Origin of the sequence: Limnohabitans sp. JirII-29, assembly GCF_003063395.1 — a bacterium.
Lineage (GTDB): Bacteria > Pseudomonadota > Gammaproteobacteria > Burkholderiales > Burkholderiaceae_C > Limnohabitans.
The window spans coordinates 42,801-59,455 of the sequence record NZ_NESB01000003.1; the positions used below are offsets into that span (position 1 = coordinate 42,801).

General features: G+C 56.9%; 13 protein-coding genes. 11 read left to right on the top strand and 2 right to left on the bottom strand.

Features of this window, described 5'->3' with window-relative positions; translation table 11 throughout:
- Window positions 1-16: 16 nt before the first annotated feature.
- Window positions 17-829 (bottom strand): enoyl-ACP reductase FabI, encoded by an 813-nt coding sequence (gene fabI / locus B9Z39_RS05320; RefSeq protein ID WP_100144702.1) that lies wholly within the window; start codon window positions 827-829, stop codon window positions 17-19.
- Between the two features lie 36 nt (window positions 830-865).
- On the opposite strand from fabI, the gene B9Z39_RS05325 reads away from it, so the two are divergent.
- From B9Z39_RS05325 to B9Z39_RS05340, 4 genes are read left to right on the top strand one after another with little or no spacing between them, the layout of a single operon-like run.
- On the top strand, window positions 866-2,722 hold the full coding sequence (locus tag B9Z39_RS05325) for an extracellular solute-binding protein (protein ID WP_108300972.1): 1,857 nt from the start codon (window positions 866-868) through the stop codon (window positions 2,720-2,722).
- A 1-nt stretch (window position 2,723) separates the two neighbouring features.
- Complete coding sequence (locus tag B9Z39_RS05330; protein WP_100144706.1) at window positions 2,724-3,758, top strand: microcin C ABC transporter permease YejB; 1,035 nt, start codon at window positions 2,724-2,726, stop codon at window positions 3,756-3,758.
- Window positions 3,724-4,785 carry an ABC transporter permease gene (locus B9Z39_RS05335; protein ID WP_108300973.1) on the top strand — a complete coding sequence of 354 codons (1,062 nt, stop codon included), beginning with the start codon at window positions 3,724-3,726 and terminating at the stop codon, window positions 4,783-4,785. The genes B9Z39_RS05330 and B9Z39_RS05335 overlap by 35 nt, the downstream gene beginning before the upstream one ends.
- Window positions 4,782-6,416, top strand: coding sequence for an ABC transporter ATP-binding protein (locus B9Z39_RS05340; RefSeq protein ID WP_108300974.1), 1,635 nt, complete (start codon window positions 4,782-4,784; stop codon window positions 6,414-6,416). Before B9Z39_RS05335 ends, B9Z39_RS05340 begins: the two co-directional genes overlap by 4 nt.
- Here B9Z39_RS05340 and B9Z39_RS05345 read toward each other — a convergent pair.
- Window positions 6,413-6,871: a lytic transglycosylase domain-containing protein gene (locus tag B9Z39_RS05345; protein ID WP_158269458.1), complete on the bottom strand. Its 459-nt coding sequence runs from the start codon at window positions 6,869-6,871 to the stop codon at window positions 6,413-6,415. The genes B9Z39_RS05340 and B9Z39_RS05345 overlap by 4 nt on opposite strands.
- A 342-nt stretch (window positions 6,872-7,213) precedes the next feature.
- Here B9Z39_RS05345 and rimP point away from each other — a divergent pair, with 342 nt between their 5' ends.
- From rimP to B9Z39_RS05380, 7 genes are all read left to right on the top strand, one after another.
- Window positions 7,214-7,771, top strand: coding sequence for a ribosome maturation factor RimP (gene rimP / locus B9Z39_RS05350; RefSeq protein WP_100144714.1), 558 nt, complete (start codon window positions 7,214-7,216; stop codon window positions 7,769-7,771).
- A gap of 28 nt (window positions 7,772-7,799) precedes the next feature.
- Window positions 7,800-9,284, top strand: a complete 1,485-nt coding sequence (nusA, locus tag B9Z39_RS05355) for a transcription termination factor NusA (RefSeq protein WP_108300976.1) — start codon at window positions 7,800-7,802, stop codon at window positions 9,282-9,284.
- Between the two features lie 25 nt (window positions 9,285-9,309).
- Window positions 9,310-12,180 carry a translation initiation factor IF-2 gene (gene infB / locus B9Z39_RS05360; RefSeq protein ID WP_108300977.1) on the top strand — a complete coding sequence of 957 codons (2,871 nt, stop codon included), beginning with the start codon at window positions 9,310-9,312 and terminating at the stop codon, window positions 12,178-12,180.
- Window positions 12,181-12,192: 12 nt separating this feature from the next.
- Window positions 12,193-12,564: a 30S ribosome-binding factor RbfA gene (gene rbfA / locus B9Z39_RS05365; protein WP_108300978.1), complete on the top strand. Its 372-nt coding sequence runs from the start codon at window positions 12,193-12,195 to the stop codon at window positions 12,562-12,564.
- A complete protein-coding gene (gene truB, locus B9Z39_RS05370) occupies window positions 12,564-13,598 on the top strand; it encodes a tRNA pseudouridine(55) synthase TruB (RefSeq protein ID WP_108300979.1) in 1,035 nt (344 codons plus the stop codon). Before rbfA ends, truB begins: the two co-directional genes overlap by 1 nt.
- Entirely contained in the window at window positions 13,595-15,412 is a 1,818-nt protein-coding gene (typA, locus tag B9Z39_RS05375; protein WP_108300980.1) for a translational GTPase TypA, read from the top strand. The genes truB and typA overlap by 4 nt, the downstream gene beginning before the upstream one ends.
- Before the next feature lie 97 nt (window positions 15,413-15,509).
- A complete protein-coding gene (locus B9Z39_RS05380) occupies window positions 15,510-16,652 on the top strand; it encodes an enoyl-CoA hydratase/isomerase family protein (protein WP_108300981.1) in 1,143 nt (380 codons plus the stop codon).
- The last annotated feature ends 3 nt before the right edge of the window (window positions 16,653-16,655 follow it).

Below are 16,655 nucleotides of genomic sequence, written 5' to 3' on the forward strand. Positions count from 1 at the left end.
ATCTGAGGTGCTGGATTTATTCGCCAGTAGGTTCGGCAATACCGCCCACCACTTGGCTGAAGCCCCCGTCCACATAGGTGATTTCAGCCGTCATACCGGCAGCCAGGTCGCTCATCAAAAATGCCGCCACATTGCCCACATCGTCAATCGTCACGTTGCGACGAATGGGGGAAGCCTCGGCGACCACACTCAAAATTTTGCCGAAGCCCTTGATGCCGCTGGCTGCCAAGGTTTTGATGGGACCTGCGCTGATGCCGTTGGCGCGCAAGCCACGACCTTTGGCACCCAAAGACTCAGCCAGATATCGCACCGAAGCTTCCAGCGAAGCTTTGGCTAAACCCATGGTGTTGTAGTTGGGGACCGTGCGAATCGCACCTAGGTAGCTCAAGGTCAACACGGCTGCGTTGTCGTTGAGGTAGGGCAGGGCTGCTTTGGCCATGGCAGGGAAACTGTAGGCGCTGATGTCGTGTGCGATTTTGAAACCTTCGCGGCTCAGGCCGTCCAAGAAATCTCCCGCGATGGCTTCGCGCGGTGCGTAACCGATGCTGTGCACAAAGCCATCAAAGGTGGGCCAATGGGTCGACAGGTCTTTGAATAACTGATCAATTTGGGCGTCATCGCCTACGTCGCAATCAAAAATCAACTTCGAGTCAAAGTCTGCGGCAAATTCGGTGATGCGGTCTTTGAAGCGCTCGCCTACATAGCTAAAAGCCAACTCAGCACCTTGGCGATGACAGGCTTTGGCGATGCCATAAGCGATGGAACGGTTGGACAACACGCCGGTGATGAGTAGTTTTTTACCAGCGAGAAAACCTGTGTGTGCAGTCATGAATGGAGCTCCGAAAAAATCTTGCAGAATTGTCGCATGCGAGGTTTGCTGTATTTGTTGCTTTTATGGGCTTGTGTGCCGTCCTGGGCCGGGCATGCCTACGCACAATTTGGCGATGTCAAATACCCCGGCACCTTTCATCACTTTGACTATGTCAACCCCGACGCGCCCAAGGGTGGGGAGCTGGTGTTGGTCTCGCCCACACGGTTGTCAAGCTTTGACAAATACAACCCGTTCACACTCAAAGGCAATGCTGCGCCTGGTTTGTCAGGCTTGGTGTTTGAAACGCTGCTGACCGGCACCCTGGATGAGCCCACCACCGCCTATGGTTTGCTGGCAGAAGATGTCAGCGTGTCGAGTGACAAACGCTCCGTCACCTTTCGCTTGCGCGCTCAGGCGCGCTTCAACAACGGTGATACCGTGTTGGCCAGTGACGTGAAGTACTCGTTCGACAAACTCACCAGCAAAGAAGCTGCACCACAGTTTCGAACCTTGTATGCAGAAGTCATCGATGCCAAAGTGATCGATGCCCGCACGGTGCGCTTTGACTTTGCACGTGCCAATCCTGAGTTGCCTTTGATCGTTGGCAACTTGCCTGTGTTCAGTCAGAAATGGGGCATGAAAGAAGGTGTGTCTCAACCGCTGGACAAAATCGTCACAAATCTGCCGATTGGCAGTGGTCCTTACAAAATCGGGCGCGTGGTGTTTGGCCGCGACATCAGCTATGACCGAGATCCAAACTATTGGGCGCGCGATGTGAACGTACGGCGTGGGCTGTTCAATTTTGATCGCATCACCTACCGACTCTACAAAGACAACACGGCTCAGTTGGAAGGTTTCAAGGCCGGGGAGTTTGATTTCATCCAATCGTTCGTCGCACGCGAATGGGCCCGCGCCTATGCTGGCAAAGCTTTCAACACGGGCCAGCTCATCAAACGCGAACTCAAACACGGCAATGCCGGCGACTTTCAGGGCTTTCTGTTCAATACCCGCTTGCCCAAATTCCAAGATGTGCGTGTGCGCGAAGCGATTGGGTTGGCGATGGACTTTGAGTGGATGAATCGCCAACTGTTCTACAACGCTTACCAGCGCGTGCGTGGCTACTTTGTGGCCAGTGATTTCGAAGCCACGGGCTTACCTGACGCCGCCGAGTTGGCTTTGCTCACGCCTTTGCGTGCACAGCTTGCGCCTGAGGTGTTCAGTGCACCTGTGCCGATGCCGCCACGCACCGAAATCGACCCTGCGTCGGGCCAGACGTTGCGCGACCATTTGCGCCAAGCCAAAGCGTTGTTGGCGCAGGCTGGGTGGACCTACCGAGAGGGTGCTTTGCGCAACGCACAAGGTGAGCCGTTTACCTTGGAGTTTTTGGACAATTCCGGTGCGATGGGGCGTGTGGTCACACCGTTTGCCAAAAACTTGGAGAAGCTGGGCTTTGTGGTGAATTACAAAGTCATCGACTTTGCGGTCTTGCAAAAGCGTTTGGACGTGTTTGATTTTGAAATCATCAGCAACCGCAATGTGGGCAGTGAATCGCCGGGGACCGAACTGATGGAACGCTTTGGCTCCAAAGCAGCAGGCACTGAGGGCTCTGGCAATTTCATGGGCATCCAGGATTCCGCCGTAGACGCTTTGCTCGAGAAGGTGATTTCATCCAAGACCAGGCCACAACTCATCACGGCTGTGCGTGCCCTAGACCGCGTGTTGCGCCACGGTCATTACGCTGTTCCCCATTGGTATGGCGGTGTGCATCGTGTGGCCTGGCGCAATGGGCGCTTCGAACAACCTGCGGTCACCCCTCGTTATTACCAGCCCGAGGCTTGGGCTGTGTCTACCTGGTGGGCCACGCGTGATAACCAAGCCACATTAGCGGCTGAAACAAGAGGACAACCCTGACATGCTCAGCTACATCCTCAAACGTTTATTGCTCATGGTGCCTACTTTGTTTGGTGTGTTGCTGATGACGTTTGCCGTCATCCAATTCGTCCCTGGTGGACCGGTGGAGCAAATGGTGTCTCAGCTGCAAGGTCGTGACAGCGGAGGCGAGGGCGCTGCTGCCAGTGGCGCTGGATACCGAGGGCGTCAGGGCGTTGACGCGGCACGGATTCAAGAAATCAAACAGCTCTATGGCTTTGACAAACCAGCCCCTGAGCGCTTTTGGCAAATGTTGCAACAGTTTGCGCGTTTTGATTTGGGTAAAAGTTTTTTCTATCCCAAAGATGTGTGGGATCTGGTGCGTGAAAAGCTGCCGGTCTCCATCAGCTTGGGACTGTGGACCTTCTTTTTGAGTTACCTCATCTCGGTTCCCTTGGGCATTGCCAAAGCCGTGCGCGCGGGCTCTCACTTTGACATGCTCACCAGTTTGCTTGTGCTGACGGGCTATGCCATTCCAGGCTTTGTGCTTGGGGTCGCCTTGCTGGTCGTGTTCGGCGGTCAATTGCAGTGGTTTCCACTGCGAGGCTTGACCTCGGCCAACTGGGAGCAACTCCATTGGGGGGCGCGCATCGTGGACTACCTCTGGCACATCGTGTTGCCTGTCACCTCCAGCGTGTTGGGCGCGTTTGCTGTCACCACCATGCTGACAAAAAACGCTTTTCTGGAAGAAATTCGCAAGCAATACGTCCTGACTGCACGTGCCAAAGGCCTGTCCGAGCGTCGCGTGTTGTGGCGCCATGTGTTTCGTAATGCTTTGATCCCCTTGGTCACGGGTTTTCCGGCGGCTTTCATTGGCGCTTTTTTCACTGGATCGTTGTTGATCGAGACCTTGTTCTCGCTCGATGGTTTGGGCCTGTTGAGCTACGAGAGCGTGATGCGCCGTGATTACCCCGTGGTGCTGGGGACTTTGTATCTGTTCACATTGATTGGCTTGTTCACCAAGCTCATCAGTGACCTTTGTTATGTCTGGGTGGACCCACGTGTCAAATTCGACTAACACCCCTCAATCACCCAGCCAACGTGCTTGGCAACGCTTTCTCCGCAACCGTTTGGGTTTTTACAGCCTGTGTTTGTTCGTCTTCATCTTCGTGTTGAGCCTCTTTGCCGAGCTGTTGTCGAACGACAAACCATTGATCGCGCGCTACCAAGGCCGCTGGTATGCCCCCATCGTTCAAACCTTGCCAGAAACCACGTTTGGCGGTGATTTTTCCACCCCGACCGATTTTTTAGACCCCTTCATCCAAAGACAATTTGCGCAACCTGGCAACTGGGCACTGTACCCACCCAACCCTTACCACCACAGCACCCTGAACTACTTTGCGAAAGAGCCCAATCCTGCTGCACCGTCGCGTGACAACTGGCTGGGCACGGATGACCGTGGCCGCGACGTGGTGGCGCGCTTGCTGTACGGCTTTCGCATCTCGGTGTTGTTTGCCTTGGCGTTGACCTTGTTTGGCACGGTGCTCGGGGTGTTGACAGGGGCCTTGCAAGGCTTCTTTGGGGGCAAAACAGACTTGGCCATGCAACGCTTCATCGAAATCTGGAGTGCCATGCCGGAGCTGTATTTGCTCATCATCTTCTCGGCCGTGTTTGACCCCAGCATCACCTTGCTGTTGGTCTTGCTGGGGCTGTTTGGTTGGATGGGCTTGTCGGACTATGTGCGAGCTGAGTTCTTGCGCAATCGCCAGCTCGACTATGTGCGTGCCGCACGCGCTCTGGGGTTATCCAACCGCCAAATCATTTGGCGTCACGTGCTGCCCAACAGCTTGACACCTGTGGTGACCTTTTTGCCGTTTCGCATGAGTGCAGCCATCTTGGCGCTGACCTCGCTTGACTTTTTGGGCTTGGGCGTTCCTCCGGGCACACCCAGCCTGGGTGAGCTGTTGGCCCAAGGCAAGAACAACATCGATGCGTGGTGGATTTCGCTCTCCACCTTTGCCGTGTTGGTGGTGACCTTGATGCTGTTGACCTTCATGGGCGATGGTTTGCGCGATGCGCTCGACCCCAGAAAGGCCGAGCGATGAGACTGCCCTTGCTTCAAGTACGCGATTTGCACATTGCATTCGGTGCCACCGAGGTGGTGCACGGCATCAGCTTCAACATCGAACATGGCGAGAAGTTGGCCCTGGTCGGGGAGTCCGGGTCTGGCAAAAGCCTCACGGCGCTCAGTCTGGTTCGTCTGGTGGAAGGTGCGGCCTTGTCTGGGCGCTGCTTGTGGACACCGCAAGATGCGGCAAGCTTGGCAGCCGTGTCTACGGACGAGATTCAAACCCGTGACTTGTTGAAACTCAAAGCACGTGAACTCGAAGCCATTCGCGGCCAAGACATTGCTTTCGTATTTCAAGAGCCCATGACCGCCTTGAATCCGTTGTTCACGGTCGGCGATCAAATTGCCGAAGTGCTGCAACTCAAGCGCGGCATGTTGCGTGATGAGACCTGGTTTGAGGTGATTCGCCTGCTCTCAGACACTGGCATTTCAGAGCCTCAGCGACGTGCGCACAACTACCCGCATCAGCTCTCAGGTGGGCAACGCCAGCGCGTCATGATTGCCATGGCCTTGGCGTGTCGTCCGCGTCTATTGGTGGCCGACGAACCCACCACGGCGCTGGACGTGTCATTGCGTGGCCAGATTTTGGATCTGCTCGATAGTTTGCAACAGCGCTACGGCATGTCGGTCTTGCTGATCACCCACGATTTGCAAGCCGTACGACGTTTTGCTGACCGCGTCTTGATCATGGAAAAAGGACAGGTGGTGGAGTCAGGGCCGGTGTCGGAGGTTCTCGAACGTCCCCAACACCCTTACACGCAACGCCTGATCGACAGCCACGCACCACGGGACGTGTTGGCTGCACGTGACGATGCGCCTGTGTGCATGCAAGCAAACAACTTGCGCGTGACCTACCCGGTGACCCGTGGTGGCTGGCGAGGTTGGCTGGGGCGCGGCGAGTTTGTGGCGGTTCATGGCCTTGATTTTGTGCTGCGTGCTGGCCAAACCTTGGGCGTGATGGGCGAGTCTGGTTCGGGCAAATCCAGCTTGGCGTTGGCTGCCTTAGGGCTGTTGCCTAGCGAAGGCACGCTGACCATTGACGGTCAGGCATGGTCAGGGCGTGCTCGTCAAGACTTGGCCTTGCGACGCAAAGTTCAAGTGGTATTTCAAGACCCGTTCTCGTCTTTGTCTCCACGCATGAATGTGCAGGAGCTGGTGTCCGAGGGCCTGCGCTTGCACAACCCACAACTCGATGAGCTGGGCTGTTTGCGCCGCCTGCTCATTACCCTGGCTGCCGTGGGTTTGACCGAGTCGGAGTTTCCGGGCTTGTTGCAACGCTATCCGCATGAGTTCTCAGGCGGCCAGCGCCAGCGCTTGGCCATCGCGCGAGCTCTGGTGGTCGATCCTGAGGTGCTGGTGTTGGACGAGCCGACCAGTGCCTTGGATGTGGCCATTCAAAAACAAGTGCTTGAGTTGCTGCAACGTTTACAGCGTGAACGTGGATTGAGCTATTTGCTCATCACGCACGACGTGACCGTGGTGCGTGCCATGGCGCATCAGGTGCTGGTCATGCAAGGCGGGCAAGTGGTGGAGTCTGGCACGGTCGACGCGGTATTGAATCAGCCTCAACATGCCTACACACGCGTGTTGGTGGCGGCTGCGCGTTAGCGCAGGGGTGGCACAGGCAACAAAGCGCCCTCTAAAGTACCGCTTTTGACCAGTTCGTTGTAGAGCAGCGCTTGATAGCGGCGGTTGAAATATGGCGTGGTCGAGTGATAAGCGGCAACACCAAACCATGTGTTGCCATACTTGGCGATGTTTTTTTTCAAATGCCAAGCAGCCACATAACTTGCGACGCATGCATCCAACAAATGTTCGGGCGCTACACCATGCTTGGCAAGTTCAGGAAAATTGCTTGAGTTCATGCCCCCCATACCCACGTCAAGGGTGCCGTTGGTGTTGCGCGTCACGGTACCTGGATTCAAACGAGTTTCCACCCGCAAAATGGCACGCAACACGTCATGGTTCACTTGGTGAAACTGTGCGGCAGGAACAATGCAGCGTTCTTGTTCGGTGCTGAACGCCCGTGGTGCCTGTGGCGCTTGGCTATGGGCGAGATCCATGACCCACAGCAGCAAGATCCATGTGATCAGGCGAGTAAGCGATAACGGGGAATGCGTGCGCATGGTGTGGGGGCAAAGCGGCGGGCAGGCCTCTGGATTGAATGCTAATAGATGCATTGTCTATGAGCCCGATGGTTTTTATCCACGTCCGGCGATCAGAGGCGTTTGGGCGCCTCGCTTGCATTGGGATTGTGTGTTGGCGGTTCTTTTCTAACAATCTCTTTGCAAATCAAGCATTTAGACGTTACAATGAGCGCTTCACGACCAAACGGGCGGGTAATTACCGCCCGTTTTTTTTGGTCGATTGTTTTTTGATCCTTTGAACTTAGGGCTTTTGTCGACGTGGCTTTGCAGCAAATAGTAGAACAAACTGTGACAGGTTTAGGTTACGACCTGGTAGAGATTGAACGCTCTGCCGGGGGGCTGTTGCGCATCACGATTGACTTGCCTTGGACGCCAGAAACGCCAGTTCAATTTGTCAACGTCGAGGATTGCGAGCGCGTGACCCGTCAGTTGCAGTTTGCACTGGAAGTGGATGGGGTGGAGTACCAGCGCTTGGAAGTGTCCTCGCCGGGCATTGATCGGCCTTTGCGTCACCAGGCGGACTTTGAGCGCTTTGTCGGCGAAGAAGTTGACCTCACGCTCAAAGCACCTATGGGCGTTGCTGCTGCCGGTCAGGTGGCAGCCAATCGCAAAAAATTCCGTGGCACCTTGGAGCGTACGGACGACGGCCTTGGCTGGCAAATCACTTGGCGTGACGCGCCCAAAGCCAAGCCCGGTCAAAAGATCAGTCAAAAAAGAGCCGAGACCCCGCTGCATGCGTTGGGTTTCACGTTGGACGAGTTGCGTGAAGCACGTCTGGCACCGATTGTGGATTTCAAGGGCAAAAAGCCCCGTTGAACTTTGGTCTTGAGAAGGAGTAGTCGTCATGAACCGCGAAATGTTGATGTTGGTTGAAGCCATCTCGCGCGAGAAAAACGTCGAGCGCGATGTGGTGTTTGGTGCAGTTGAATCTGCATTGGCACAAGCCACCAAAAAGCTCTACGAGGGTGAGGTGGACATTCGTGTGGCCATGGACCGCGACACGGGCGATTACGAAACTTTCCGCCGCTGGTTGGTGGTGCCTGACGCTGCCGGTTTGCAAAACCCAGAAGCCGAAGAACTGCTGATGGATGCACGCGAGCGTGTGCCTGATGCGGAGGAGGGTGAGTACATCGAAGAGTCGATCGAGTCCTTGCCCATTGGCCGCATTGGCGCCATGGCGGCCAAGCAAGTTATTTTGCAAAAGATCCGCGATGCAGAGCGCGAGATGCTGCTCAGCGACTTCATGTCACGTGGCGACAAAATCTTTGTCGGTGCCGTCAAGCGCATGGACAAGGGCGACATCATTGTTGAATCCGGCCGTGTCGAAGGCCGCTTGCGTCGCAGCGAGATGATCCCCAAAGAAAACCTGCGCAATGGCGACCGCGTACGCGCCATGATCATGGATGTGGACCTGACTTTGCGTGGCGCACCCATCATCTTGTCGCGCTCGGCACCTGAATTCATGGTGGAGCTGTTCCGCCAAGAAGTGCCTGAAATTGAGCAAGGCTTGCTCGAAATCAAATCGTGCGCCCGCGACCCTGGCTCGCGCGCCAAAATCGCTGTGGTGTCACACGACAAACGTGTGGACCCCATCGGCACTTGCGTTGGCGTGCGCGGCACCCGCGTGAATGCGGTCACCACCGAGCTCGCTGGCGAGCGCGTGGACATCGTGTTGTGGAGTGAGGATCCTGCACAGTTTGTGATCGGTGCCTTGGCCCCTGCCAACGTCAGCTCCATTGTGGTGGACGAAGAAAAGCACGCCATGGACGTGGTGGTGGACGAAGAAAACCTAGCCATCGCGATTGGCCGTGGCGGTCAAAACGTGCGCCTGGCCTCTGACCTGACCGGTTGGAAGATCAACATCATGGACGCTGCCGAGTCGGCACAAAAACAAGCCGACGAAACACATGGCATGCGTGCCTTGTTCATGGCCAAGTTGGACGTGGACCAAGAGGTGGCTGACATCCTGATTGAAGAGGGCTTCACCAGCTTGGAAGAGGTGGCTTATGTGCCTCTGCAAGAGATGCTCGAAATCGAGAGCTTCGATGAAGACACCGTCAATGAGCTGCGCGCACGTGCTAAAGATGCGTTGCTCACCATGGAAATTGCACGCGAAGAGAGCGTCGAAGAAGTCTCGCAAGATCTGCGCGACTTGGAGGGTTTGAACGTTGACCTCATTGCCAAATTGGCAGAGGGCGGTGTTCACACCCGTGACGATTTGGCCGATTTGGCCGTAGACGAGCTCACAGCCATCACCGGCCAAAGCGAAGAAGAGGCCAAAGCCCTGATCTTGAAGGCACGCGAACATTGGTTCGCGGGTCAAGAGTAACGGTCATGGAGAGGAACCACGATATATGTCCAGTACGACCGTTGCCGAGTTTGCGAACGAACTCAAAAAATCAACCGACACCTTGCTTGAGCAATTGAGCGCAGCAGGCGTGTCCAAATCTTCGGCCAATGATGCGCTGACCGAAGGCGACAAACAAAAGCTGTTGAGCCATTTGCAAGCCAGCCACGGCACCGTGGCCGCTGATCGTAAAAAGATCACCTTGGTGAAAAAGTCAACCAGCGAAATCAAACAGGCCGATGCTTCGGGCAAAGCCCGCACCATCCAGGTAGAAGTGCGCAAAAAACGCACCTTCGTCAAACGTGACGAGCCCGATACAGTGGAAGCACCGGCACCTGTTGTGCACGAGGTTGAAGCGGCTGCACCCGCTGCACCGCTCATCAACGAAGCTGAATTGGCCCGTCGCGAAGAAGAAGCTCGCCGTCAGGCTGAGTTGATTCGTCGCCAAGAAGAAGAGCTGGCTGAAAAGCGTCGCCAACGCGAAGCGCAAGAAGCCCAAGAGCGCGCGCAAGCCGAAGCGGCCAAAGCCGCTGCCGAAGCTGCAAAAGCCGCAAAAGCTGCTGAGGCACCAGCTTCGGCCGAGCCTGTTGCTGTCGTGGAAGACACTGCAGCTGCTAGCAAAGCCCAAGCTGAAGAAGCTGCACGCGAACAAGCGGCCGCTGCATCCAAAGCACGCGCCGATGAAGAGACTGCACGCGCCAAAGATTTGGATTCACGCCGTCGCAAAGCTTTGGCTGAAGCCGAAGCCATTCGCGCCATGATGAGCACGCCGCAAAAAGTGATGGTGGCTAAAAAGCCCGAACCCACCGCGGCTGAAACTGCCAAAGCCGCCATGAAAGGCACCCTGCATAAGCCAGCGGGAAGCCCAGGCGCTGTGGCCCGTCCAGGCGCACCTGCTGCGCCCGGTGCACCCGCAGCACCCGGTGGCAACAAAGAAGTCAAGAGCGCCAAGCTGTCATCAAGCTGGGCCGACGAACAAGCCAAGAAAAAAGAAATCAAAACCCGCGGCGACAGCAGCGGTGGTGTAGGTCGCAACAGCTGGCGTGGCGGTCCGCGTGGACGTCGTGAGCAACGTGGGGGTCGTGATGACAACCACAGCAATTCGGCACCCGTGGAAGCACGCGTGATCGAAGTGCACGTGCCCGAAACCATCACCGTGGCCGAATTGGCACACAAGATGGCGGTCAAGGCCTCTGAAGTCATCAAGCAATTGATGAAGCTCGGCCAGATGGCCACCATCAACCAGCCCTTGGACCAAGACACCGCCATGATTTTGGTGGAAGAAATGGGTCACAAAGCCATCGTGGCAGCCCTGGACGACCCGGAGGCCTTCACCGAAGAAGAAGCCTCGGCACACCACGCCGACGCGGTCACCCGCGCGCCTGTGGTCACGGTCATGGGTCACGTGGACCACGGCAAGACCTCGTTGCTGGACTACATCCGTCGTGCCAAAGTCGCTTCTGGCGAAGCTGGCGGCATTACCCAGCACATTGGTGCCTACCACGTGGAAACACCACGCGGCATGATCTCCTTCCTGGACACACCGGGTCACGAGGCCTTCACGGCCATGCGTGCCCGTGGTGCCAAGGCGACCGATATTGTGATCTTGGTGGTGGCGGCCGACGACGGCGTGATGCCCCAAACGAAAGAAGCCATCAAACACGCCAAAGCGGCGGGTGTGCCCATCGTGGTGGCCGTCAACAAGATTGACAAGCCCGGTGCCAATCCAGAGCGCGTCAAGGGCGAGCTGGTGGCCGAAGAGGTGGTCCCTGAAGAGTTCGGCGGTGAGTCGCCCTTTGTGTTGGTGTCGGCCAAAACCGGCGCAGGCATTGACGAGTTGTTAGAGCAAGTGCTGCTCCAAGCCGAAGTGCTGGAATTGAAAGCACCTGTCGACGCCATGGCCAAAGGCTTGGTGATCGAAGCGCGCCTGGACAAAGGCCGTGGTCCTGTGGCCACGGTGCTGGTTCAGTCGGGCACCCTCAGCGCGGGCGATGTCATCTTGGCAGGTCAAACCTTTGGCCGCGTGCGCGCCATGCTCGACGAGAACGGCAAGCCCATCAAGTCGGCAGGTCCTTCCATTCCGGTGGAAGTCCAAGGCCTCACCGAGGTTCCTCAAGCAGGTGATGAGTTCATGGTCATGACCGACGAACGTCGTGCCCGCGAGATTGCCACTTACCGTGCAGGCAAGGTGCGCAACACCAAGCTGGCCAAGCAACAAGCGTCGAAGCTCGAGAACATGTTCTCGGACATGACCTCGGGCGACGTGAAGATGCTGCCCATCATCGTCAAAGCCGACGTGCAAGGTTCGCAAGAAGCCTTGGCCGCTTCTTTGCTCAAGTTGTCCACCGACGAAGTCAAAGTTCAGCTGGTGTATGCCGCTGTAGGTGGCATCAGTGAGAGTGACATCAACTTGGCCATTGCGTCCAAAGCTGTGGTGATTGGTTTCAACACCCGTGCCGATGCCGGTGCGCGCAAGTTGGCCGAAGGCAACGGCGTTGAGATTCGTTACTACAACATCATTTATGACGCTGTGGATGAACTCAAAGCCGCCATGTCGGGCATGCTCACACCAGACAAAAAAGAAGAAGTCATCGGTACCGCCGAAATCCGCCAAGTGCTGCGCGTCAGCAAGATCGGCGCGATCGCGGGCTGTATGGTCACTTCGGGCTTGGTGCGTCGCACGGCGAAGTTACGTTTGTTGCGCAACAACGTGGTCGTCTTCACAGGCGAACTCGACAGTTTGAAGCGTTTCAAAGACGACGCCAAAGAAGTCAAAGAAAACTTCGAGTGCGGTTTGACCATCAAGAACTACAACGACATCGTCGAAGGCGATGTGTTGGAGTTCTTCGAAATCAAAGAGGTTGCACGCACGCTGTAAAGCGTCATTGGTATGGCACGTAAACCGAGTAGCACCCCCAACCGCAGTTTCAAAGTGGCCGACCAGATCCAACGCGATCTGGCCGAGTTGATCGCGCGCGAATTGAAAGATCCGCGCGTGGGCATGGTCACGCTGCAAGGGGTGGAAGTTACGCCCGATTACGCCCATGCCAAAGTGCACTTCAGCGTGCTCAACGGCGACGCCAAAGCGTGTGCCGAAGGCCTCAACCAAGCGGCAGGTTTCTTGCGCAATGGCTTGTTCAAGCGCTTGCACATTCACACGGTACCTACCTTGCACTTTGTCTTTGACCGCACGCCCGAGCATGCCTCAGACATGAACGCCTTGATTGCCAAGGCCGTTTCTTCCAAAGCTAAGGAAGATTGATGAGCACCGCCGGGCCGCCCCAAGGTGCGAAGGCCCCCTTGGGGGGCAGAGAACCACACGAAGTGGGTGAACGTGGGGGCAATGCTCGCGCGCCGCGCACCAGGGTGCAGCGACGCCCTGTGCATGGGGTGTTGCTGTTGGACAAGCCCTACGGACTCTCCAGCAACGATGCCTTACAAAAGGCCAAGTGGTTGCTGCGCGCCGAAAAAGCGGGCCATACTGGCACGCTGGATCCGCTGGCCACCGGTGTATTGCCTTTGTGTTTTGGTGCAGCCACCAAATTTAGCCAACTCCATTTGGATGCTGACAAATCTTACGAAGCCATTGCCGTGCTCGGCATTCAAACCAGCACCGCAGATGCCGAGGGCGATGTGATCGCCGAAAAACCCGTCGACTTCACGCCCGAGCAGTTGCAGGCCGTGCAAGAACAATTCACGGGACCGATCTCCCAAGTGCCTCCGATGCACAGTGCCTTGAAAAAAGATGGCAAAGCCTTGTACGACTACGCGCGTGCAGGCATTGAAGTCGAGCGCGAAGCGCGACCAGTCACCATCCATGCCTTGAGCCTGCAAGAGATCGAACCAGACAACGGCCATCGTCGTTTGAAGATCACCGTGACATGCAGCAAAGGCACGTACATCCGCACCTTGGGCGAAGACATTGGTCTGGCCCTCGGGTGTGGTGCGCATTTGAGCGCGTTGCGTCGCATGGTGACCGGCCCCTTCCTGGCAGACCAGTGCATCAGCCTGAGCGATTTAGAGGCCTTGCCCGAGCCTGATCGACAAGCGCGCTTGTTGCCCGTGGATGCTTTGCTTGGGGGACACACGCCTGTCACCCTGGCACCCGAAGATGCAGGGAAATTTTTAAGCGGCGTGCGCCGTCGTGGCGCTTGGCCCGACTGTGCGCGCACCGCCGTGTACGGCCAAACACCGCGTGCCCTGTTGGGCACGGCGCATGTGACCGCCGGCGAACTGATTCCGGGGCGTTTGTTGAGCCCCATCGAAATTCAATCAATCTTGGAGAGTGAAGTATGAGTAAACAAATCCGCAACATTGCCATCATTGCCCACGTTGACCACGGCAAAACCACCATGGTGGACCAGCTGCTGCGTCAGTCGGGCACCTTTGCCGAGCACGAAAAAGTGGTCGATACCGTGATGGACAACAACGCCATCGAACGCGAGCGTGGCATCACCATTCTTGCCAAGAACTGTGCCGTGAGCTGGCAAGGTACCCACATCAACATCGTCGACACACCAGGCCACGCGGACTTTGGTGGCGAGGTGGAACGTGCCCTGTCCATGGTCGACGGCGTGGTGCTGTTGATCGATGCGCAAGAGGGGCCCATGCCCCAAACCCGCTTCGTGACCAAAAAGGCCTTGGCCTTGGGGCTGCGTCCTATTTTGGTGGTCAACAAAGTGGACAAGCCCGGTGCCCGTCCTGACTTTGTGGTCAACGCAGCCTTTGACTTGTTTGACAAACTCGGTGCCACCGACGAGCAACTCGATTTCCCTGTGGTGTATGCCTCAGGCATCAACGGCTGGACCTCGCTCGAAGAAGGCGCACCTGGTGAACAGTGGGGCCCCGACATGTCGGCCCTGTTCGACACCGTGCTCAAGCACGTGCCTGCACAAAAAGGCGACCCAGCTGCGCCATTGCAACTGCAAATCTCCGCACTTGATTTCTCTACCTTCGTGGGCCGCATCGGCGTGGGCCGTATCAGCCAAGGCACTATCAAGCCCATGATGGATGTGGTGGTCATGGAAGGCCCAGATGGCAAGACCGTCAAAGGCCGCATCAACCAAGTGTTGACCTTCCAAGGTTTGGAGCGCGTGCAAGCCAGCGAAGCAGGCCCAGGCGACATCGTGTTGATCAACGGCATTGCCGACATCGGCATTGGTGTGACCATCACCGACCCTTTGAACCCCGCTCCGCTGCCGATGTTGAAGGTGGACGAACCCACGCTGACCATGAACTTCTGCGTCAACACCAGCCCCTTGGCCGGTCGTGAAGGCAAGTTTGTGACCAGCCGTCAAATCTGGGACCGTCTGCAAAAAGAACTGCAACACAACGTGGCCTTACGCGTCAAAGAAACCGACGAAGAGGGCGTGTTCGAAGTGATGGGCCGCGGTGAATTGCACCTGACCATCTTGCTGGAAAACATGCGCCGCGAAGGCTATGAATTGGCCGTGTCCAAGCCCCGCGTGGTGTACCGCGACATCGATGGCGAGCGCCATGAGCCGATTGAGTTGGTCACCGCCGACATTGAAGAAACCCACCAAGGGGGTGTCATGCAAGCTCTGGGCGAGCGCAAAGGCGAACTCGTCAACATGGAACCCGATGGCCGTGGCCGCGTGCGTTTGGAATACCGCATCCCGGCCCGTGGCTTGATTGGCTTCACCAACGAGTTCTTGAACTTGACCCGTGGCTCAGGCTTGATCTCCAACATCTTTGACAGCTACGAGCCCCACAAAGGTGAGATCGGTGGTCGTAAAAACGGTGTGCTGATTTCCATGGACGATGGTGAAATTTTCACCTACGCCTTGGGCAAGCTTGATGACCGTGGTCGCATGTTCGTCAAGGCCAATGACCCCGTGTACGAAGGCATGATTGTGGGTATCCACAGCCGTGACAACGACCTGGTGGTCAACGCCACGCGTACCAAGCAGCTCACCAACTTCCGTGTGTCCGGTAAAGAAGATGCTGTCAAGATCACGCCGCCTATTGACCTCACGCTCGAATACGGCGTTGAGTTCATTGAGGACGACGAATTGGTCGAGATCACGCCCAAGAGCGTGCGCCTGCGCAAACGCTTCTTGAAAGAGCACGAGCGCAAGCGCAACAAGTAAACACCCCGGGCTCTCAAGCCCTGGATTGATGAAAAAGCCGAAGCTTGAACCTTCGGCTTTTTCACAAGCATCATCTGCTGACAGCCAAGGAAGTTGTATGAACCCATTCACATCCGATGTATCCCACGCGCGTGTCGGCCATGTGGGCTTGATCACCCTCAGTCGCCCGCATGCGCTCAATGCCTTGTCGCTGGCCATGGTGCGTGAACTCACCCAAGTGCTCATCGACTGGCAGCATGACCCGCAGGTGTGGGCGGTTGCCGTGCGAGGCAGCAACAAGCAAGGCCCCTTCGGTGCCTTTTGTGCCGGTGGCGATATCCGTTATTTCCACCAAGCGGCTTTGGCGGGCGATGCCTCGCTGGAAGACTTCTTCACCGAGGAATACAGCCTCAACCATTTGATTCAGAACTATCCCAAGCCCTACATCGCCTTCATGGACGGCATCGTCATGGGTGGCGGCATGGGGATCAGCCAGGGCGCGGCATGGCGGGTGGTCACCGAGCGCACGCTGATGGCCATGCCTGAAACACAAATTGGTTTGTTCCCAGACGTCGGCGGTGGCTATTTTTTAAGCCGTTGCCCAGGCCACAGCGGGGAGTACCTGGCCCTCACTGGCCAGGTCTTGCACGGCGCCGATGCCTTGCGCGTGGGATTGGCCGATGTGTGCGTGCCCTCAGACGCTCTGCCTGCCTTGTGGGACGCCTTGAGCAATCCCAACTGGAGCAGTGGCGAGGTTTTGTTGGCGGGTCTGCAAGCGCAAGCAGCACACGCGCAGGGGGCACCTACTGTGCAAAACACCTCGACGCCGAGTTGGCACAACGCGCAGCTCGACAGCGTGTTTGCTTTGCCCGGTGTGGGAGAGATGGTTCAGTCCTTGACGCGCTTGGCGGCTGGTCAAACCGAGGGCTGGGCTGCACACACCTTGCAGGCACTGCGACAACGCTCGCCGCTCATGCTGGCGGTCAGCCTTGAGCAAATACGCCGAGGCCGACACTTGAGCTTGGCGAATGATTTGCGCATGGAGCGCGACTTGGTGCGCCACTGCTTTCACACCGATCACCTCCAGCGACGTGGCGCACAAACAGAAACCTTGGAGGGCATCCGTGCCTTGGCAATTGACAAAGACCGTCAACCTCGGTGGCAGCCTGCGCGTATCGAGGATGTCACACCCGACATGGTGGCGCCATTTTTTGTCAGCCCTTGGCCTGCTCAGGCCCACCCTTTGCGTCATTTGACTTGAACG

Excerpts from the sequence above, each read along its gene's own strand:
- B9Z39_RS05330 (WP_100144706.1), top strand. The coding sequence starts at position 2,724 with ATGCTCAGCTACATCCTCAAACGTTTATTGCTCATGGTGCCTACTTTG.
- B9Z39_RS05340 (WP_108300974.1), top strand. The coding sequence starts at position 4,782 with ATGAGACTGCCCTTGCTTCAAGTACGCGATTTGCACATTGCATTCGGT.
- typA (WP_108300980.1), top strand. The coding sequence starts at position 13,595 with ATGAGTAAACAAATCCGCAACATTGCCATCATTGCCCACGTTGACCAC.
- nusA (WP_108300976.1), top strand. The coding sequence starts at position 7,800 with ATGAACCGCGAAATGTTGATGTTGGTTGAAGCCATCTCGCGCGAGAAA.
- B9Z39_RS05345 (WP_158269458.1), bottom strand. The coding sequence starts at position 6,871 with ATGGATCTCGCCCATAGCCAAGCGCCACAGGCACCACGGGCGTTCAGC.
- B9Z39_RS05325 (WP_108300972.1), top strand. The coding sequence starts at position 866 with ATGCGAGGTTTGCTGTATTTGTTGCTTTTATGGGCTTGTGTGCCGTCC.
- B9Z39_RS05335 (WP_108300973.1), top strand. The coding sequence starts at position 3,724 with ATGTCTGGGTGGACCCACGTGTCAAATTCGACTAACACCCCTCAATCA.
- truB (WP_108300979.1), top strand. The coding sequence starts at position 12,564 with ATGAGCACCGCCGGGCCGCCCCAAGGTGCGAAGGCCCCCTTGGGGGGC.
- infB (WP_108300977.1), top strand. The coding sequence starts at position 9,310 with ATGTCCAGTACGACCGTTGCCGAGTTTGCGAACGAACTCAAAAAATCA.
- rbfA (WP_108300978.1), top strand. The coding sequence starts at position 12,193 with ATGGCACGTAAACCGAGTAGCACCCCCAACCGCAGTTTCAAAGTGGCC.
- fabI (WP_100144702.1), bottom strand. The coding sequence starts at position 829 with ATGACTGCACACACAGGTTTTCTCGCTGGTAAAAAACTACTCATCACC.
- B9Z39_RS05380 (WP_108300981.1), top strand. The coding sequence starts at position 15,510 with ATGAACCCATTCACATCCGATGTATCCCACGCGCGTGTCGGCCATGTG.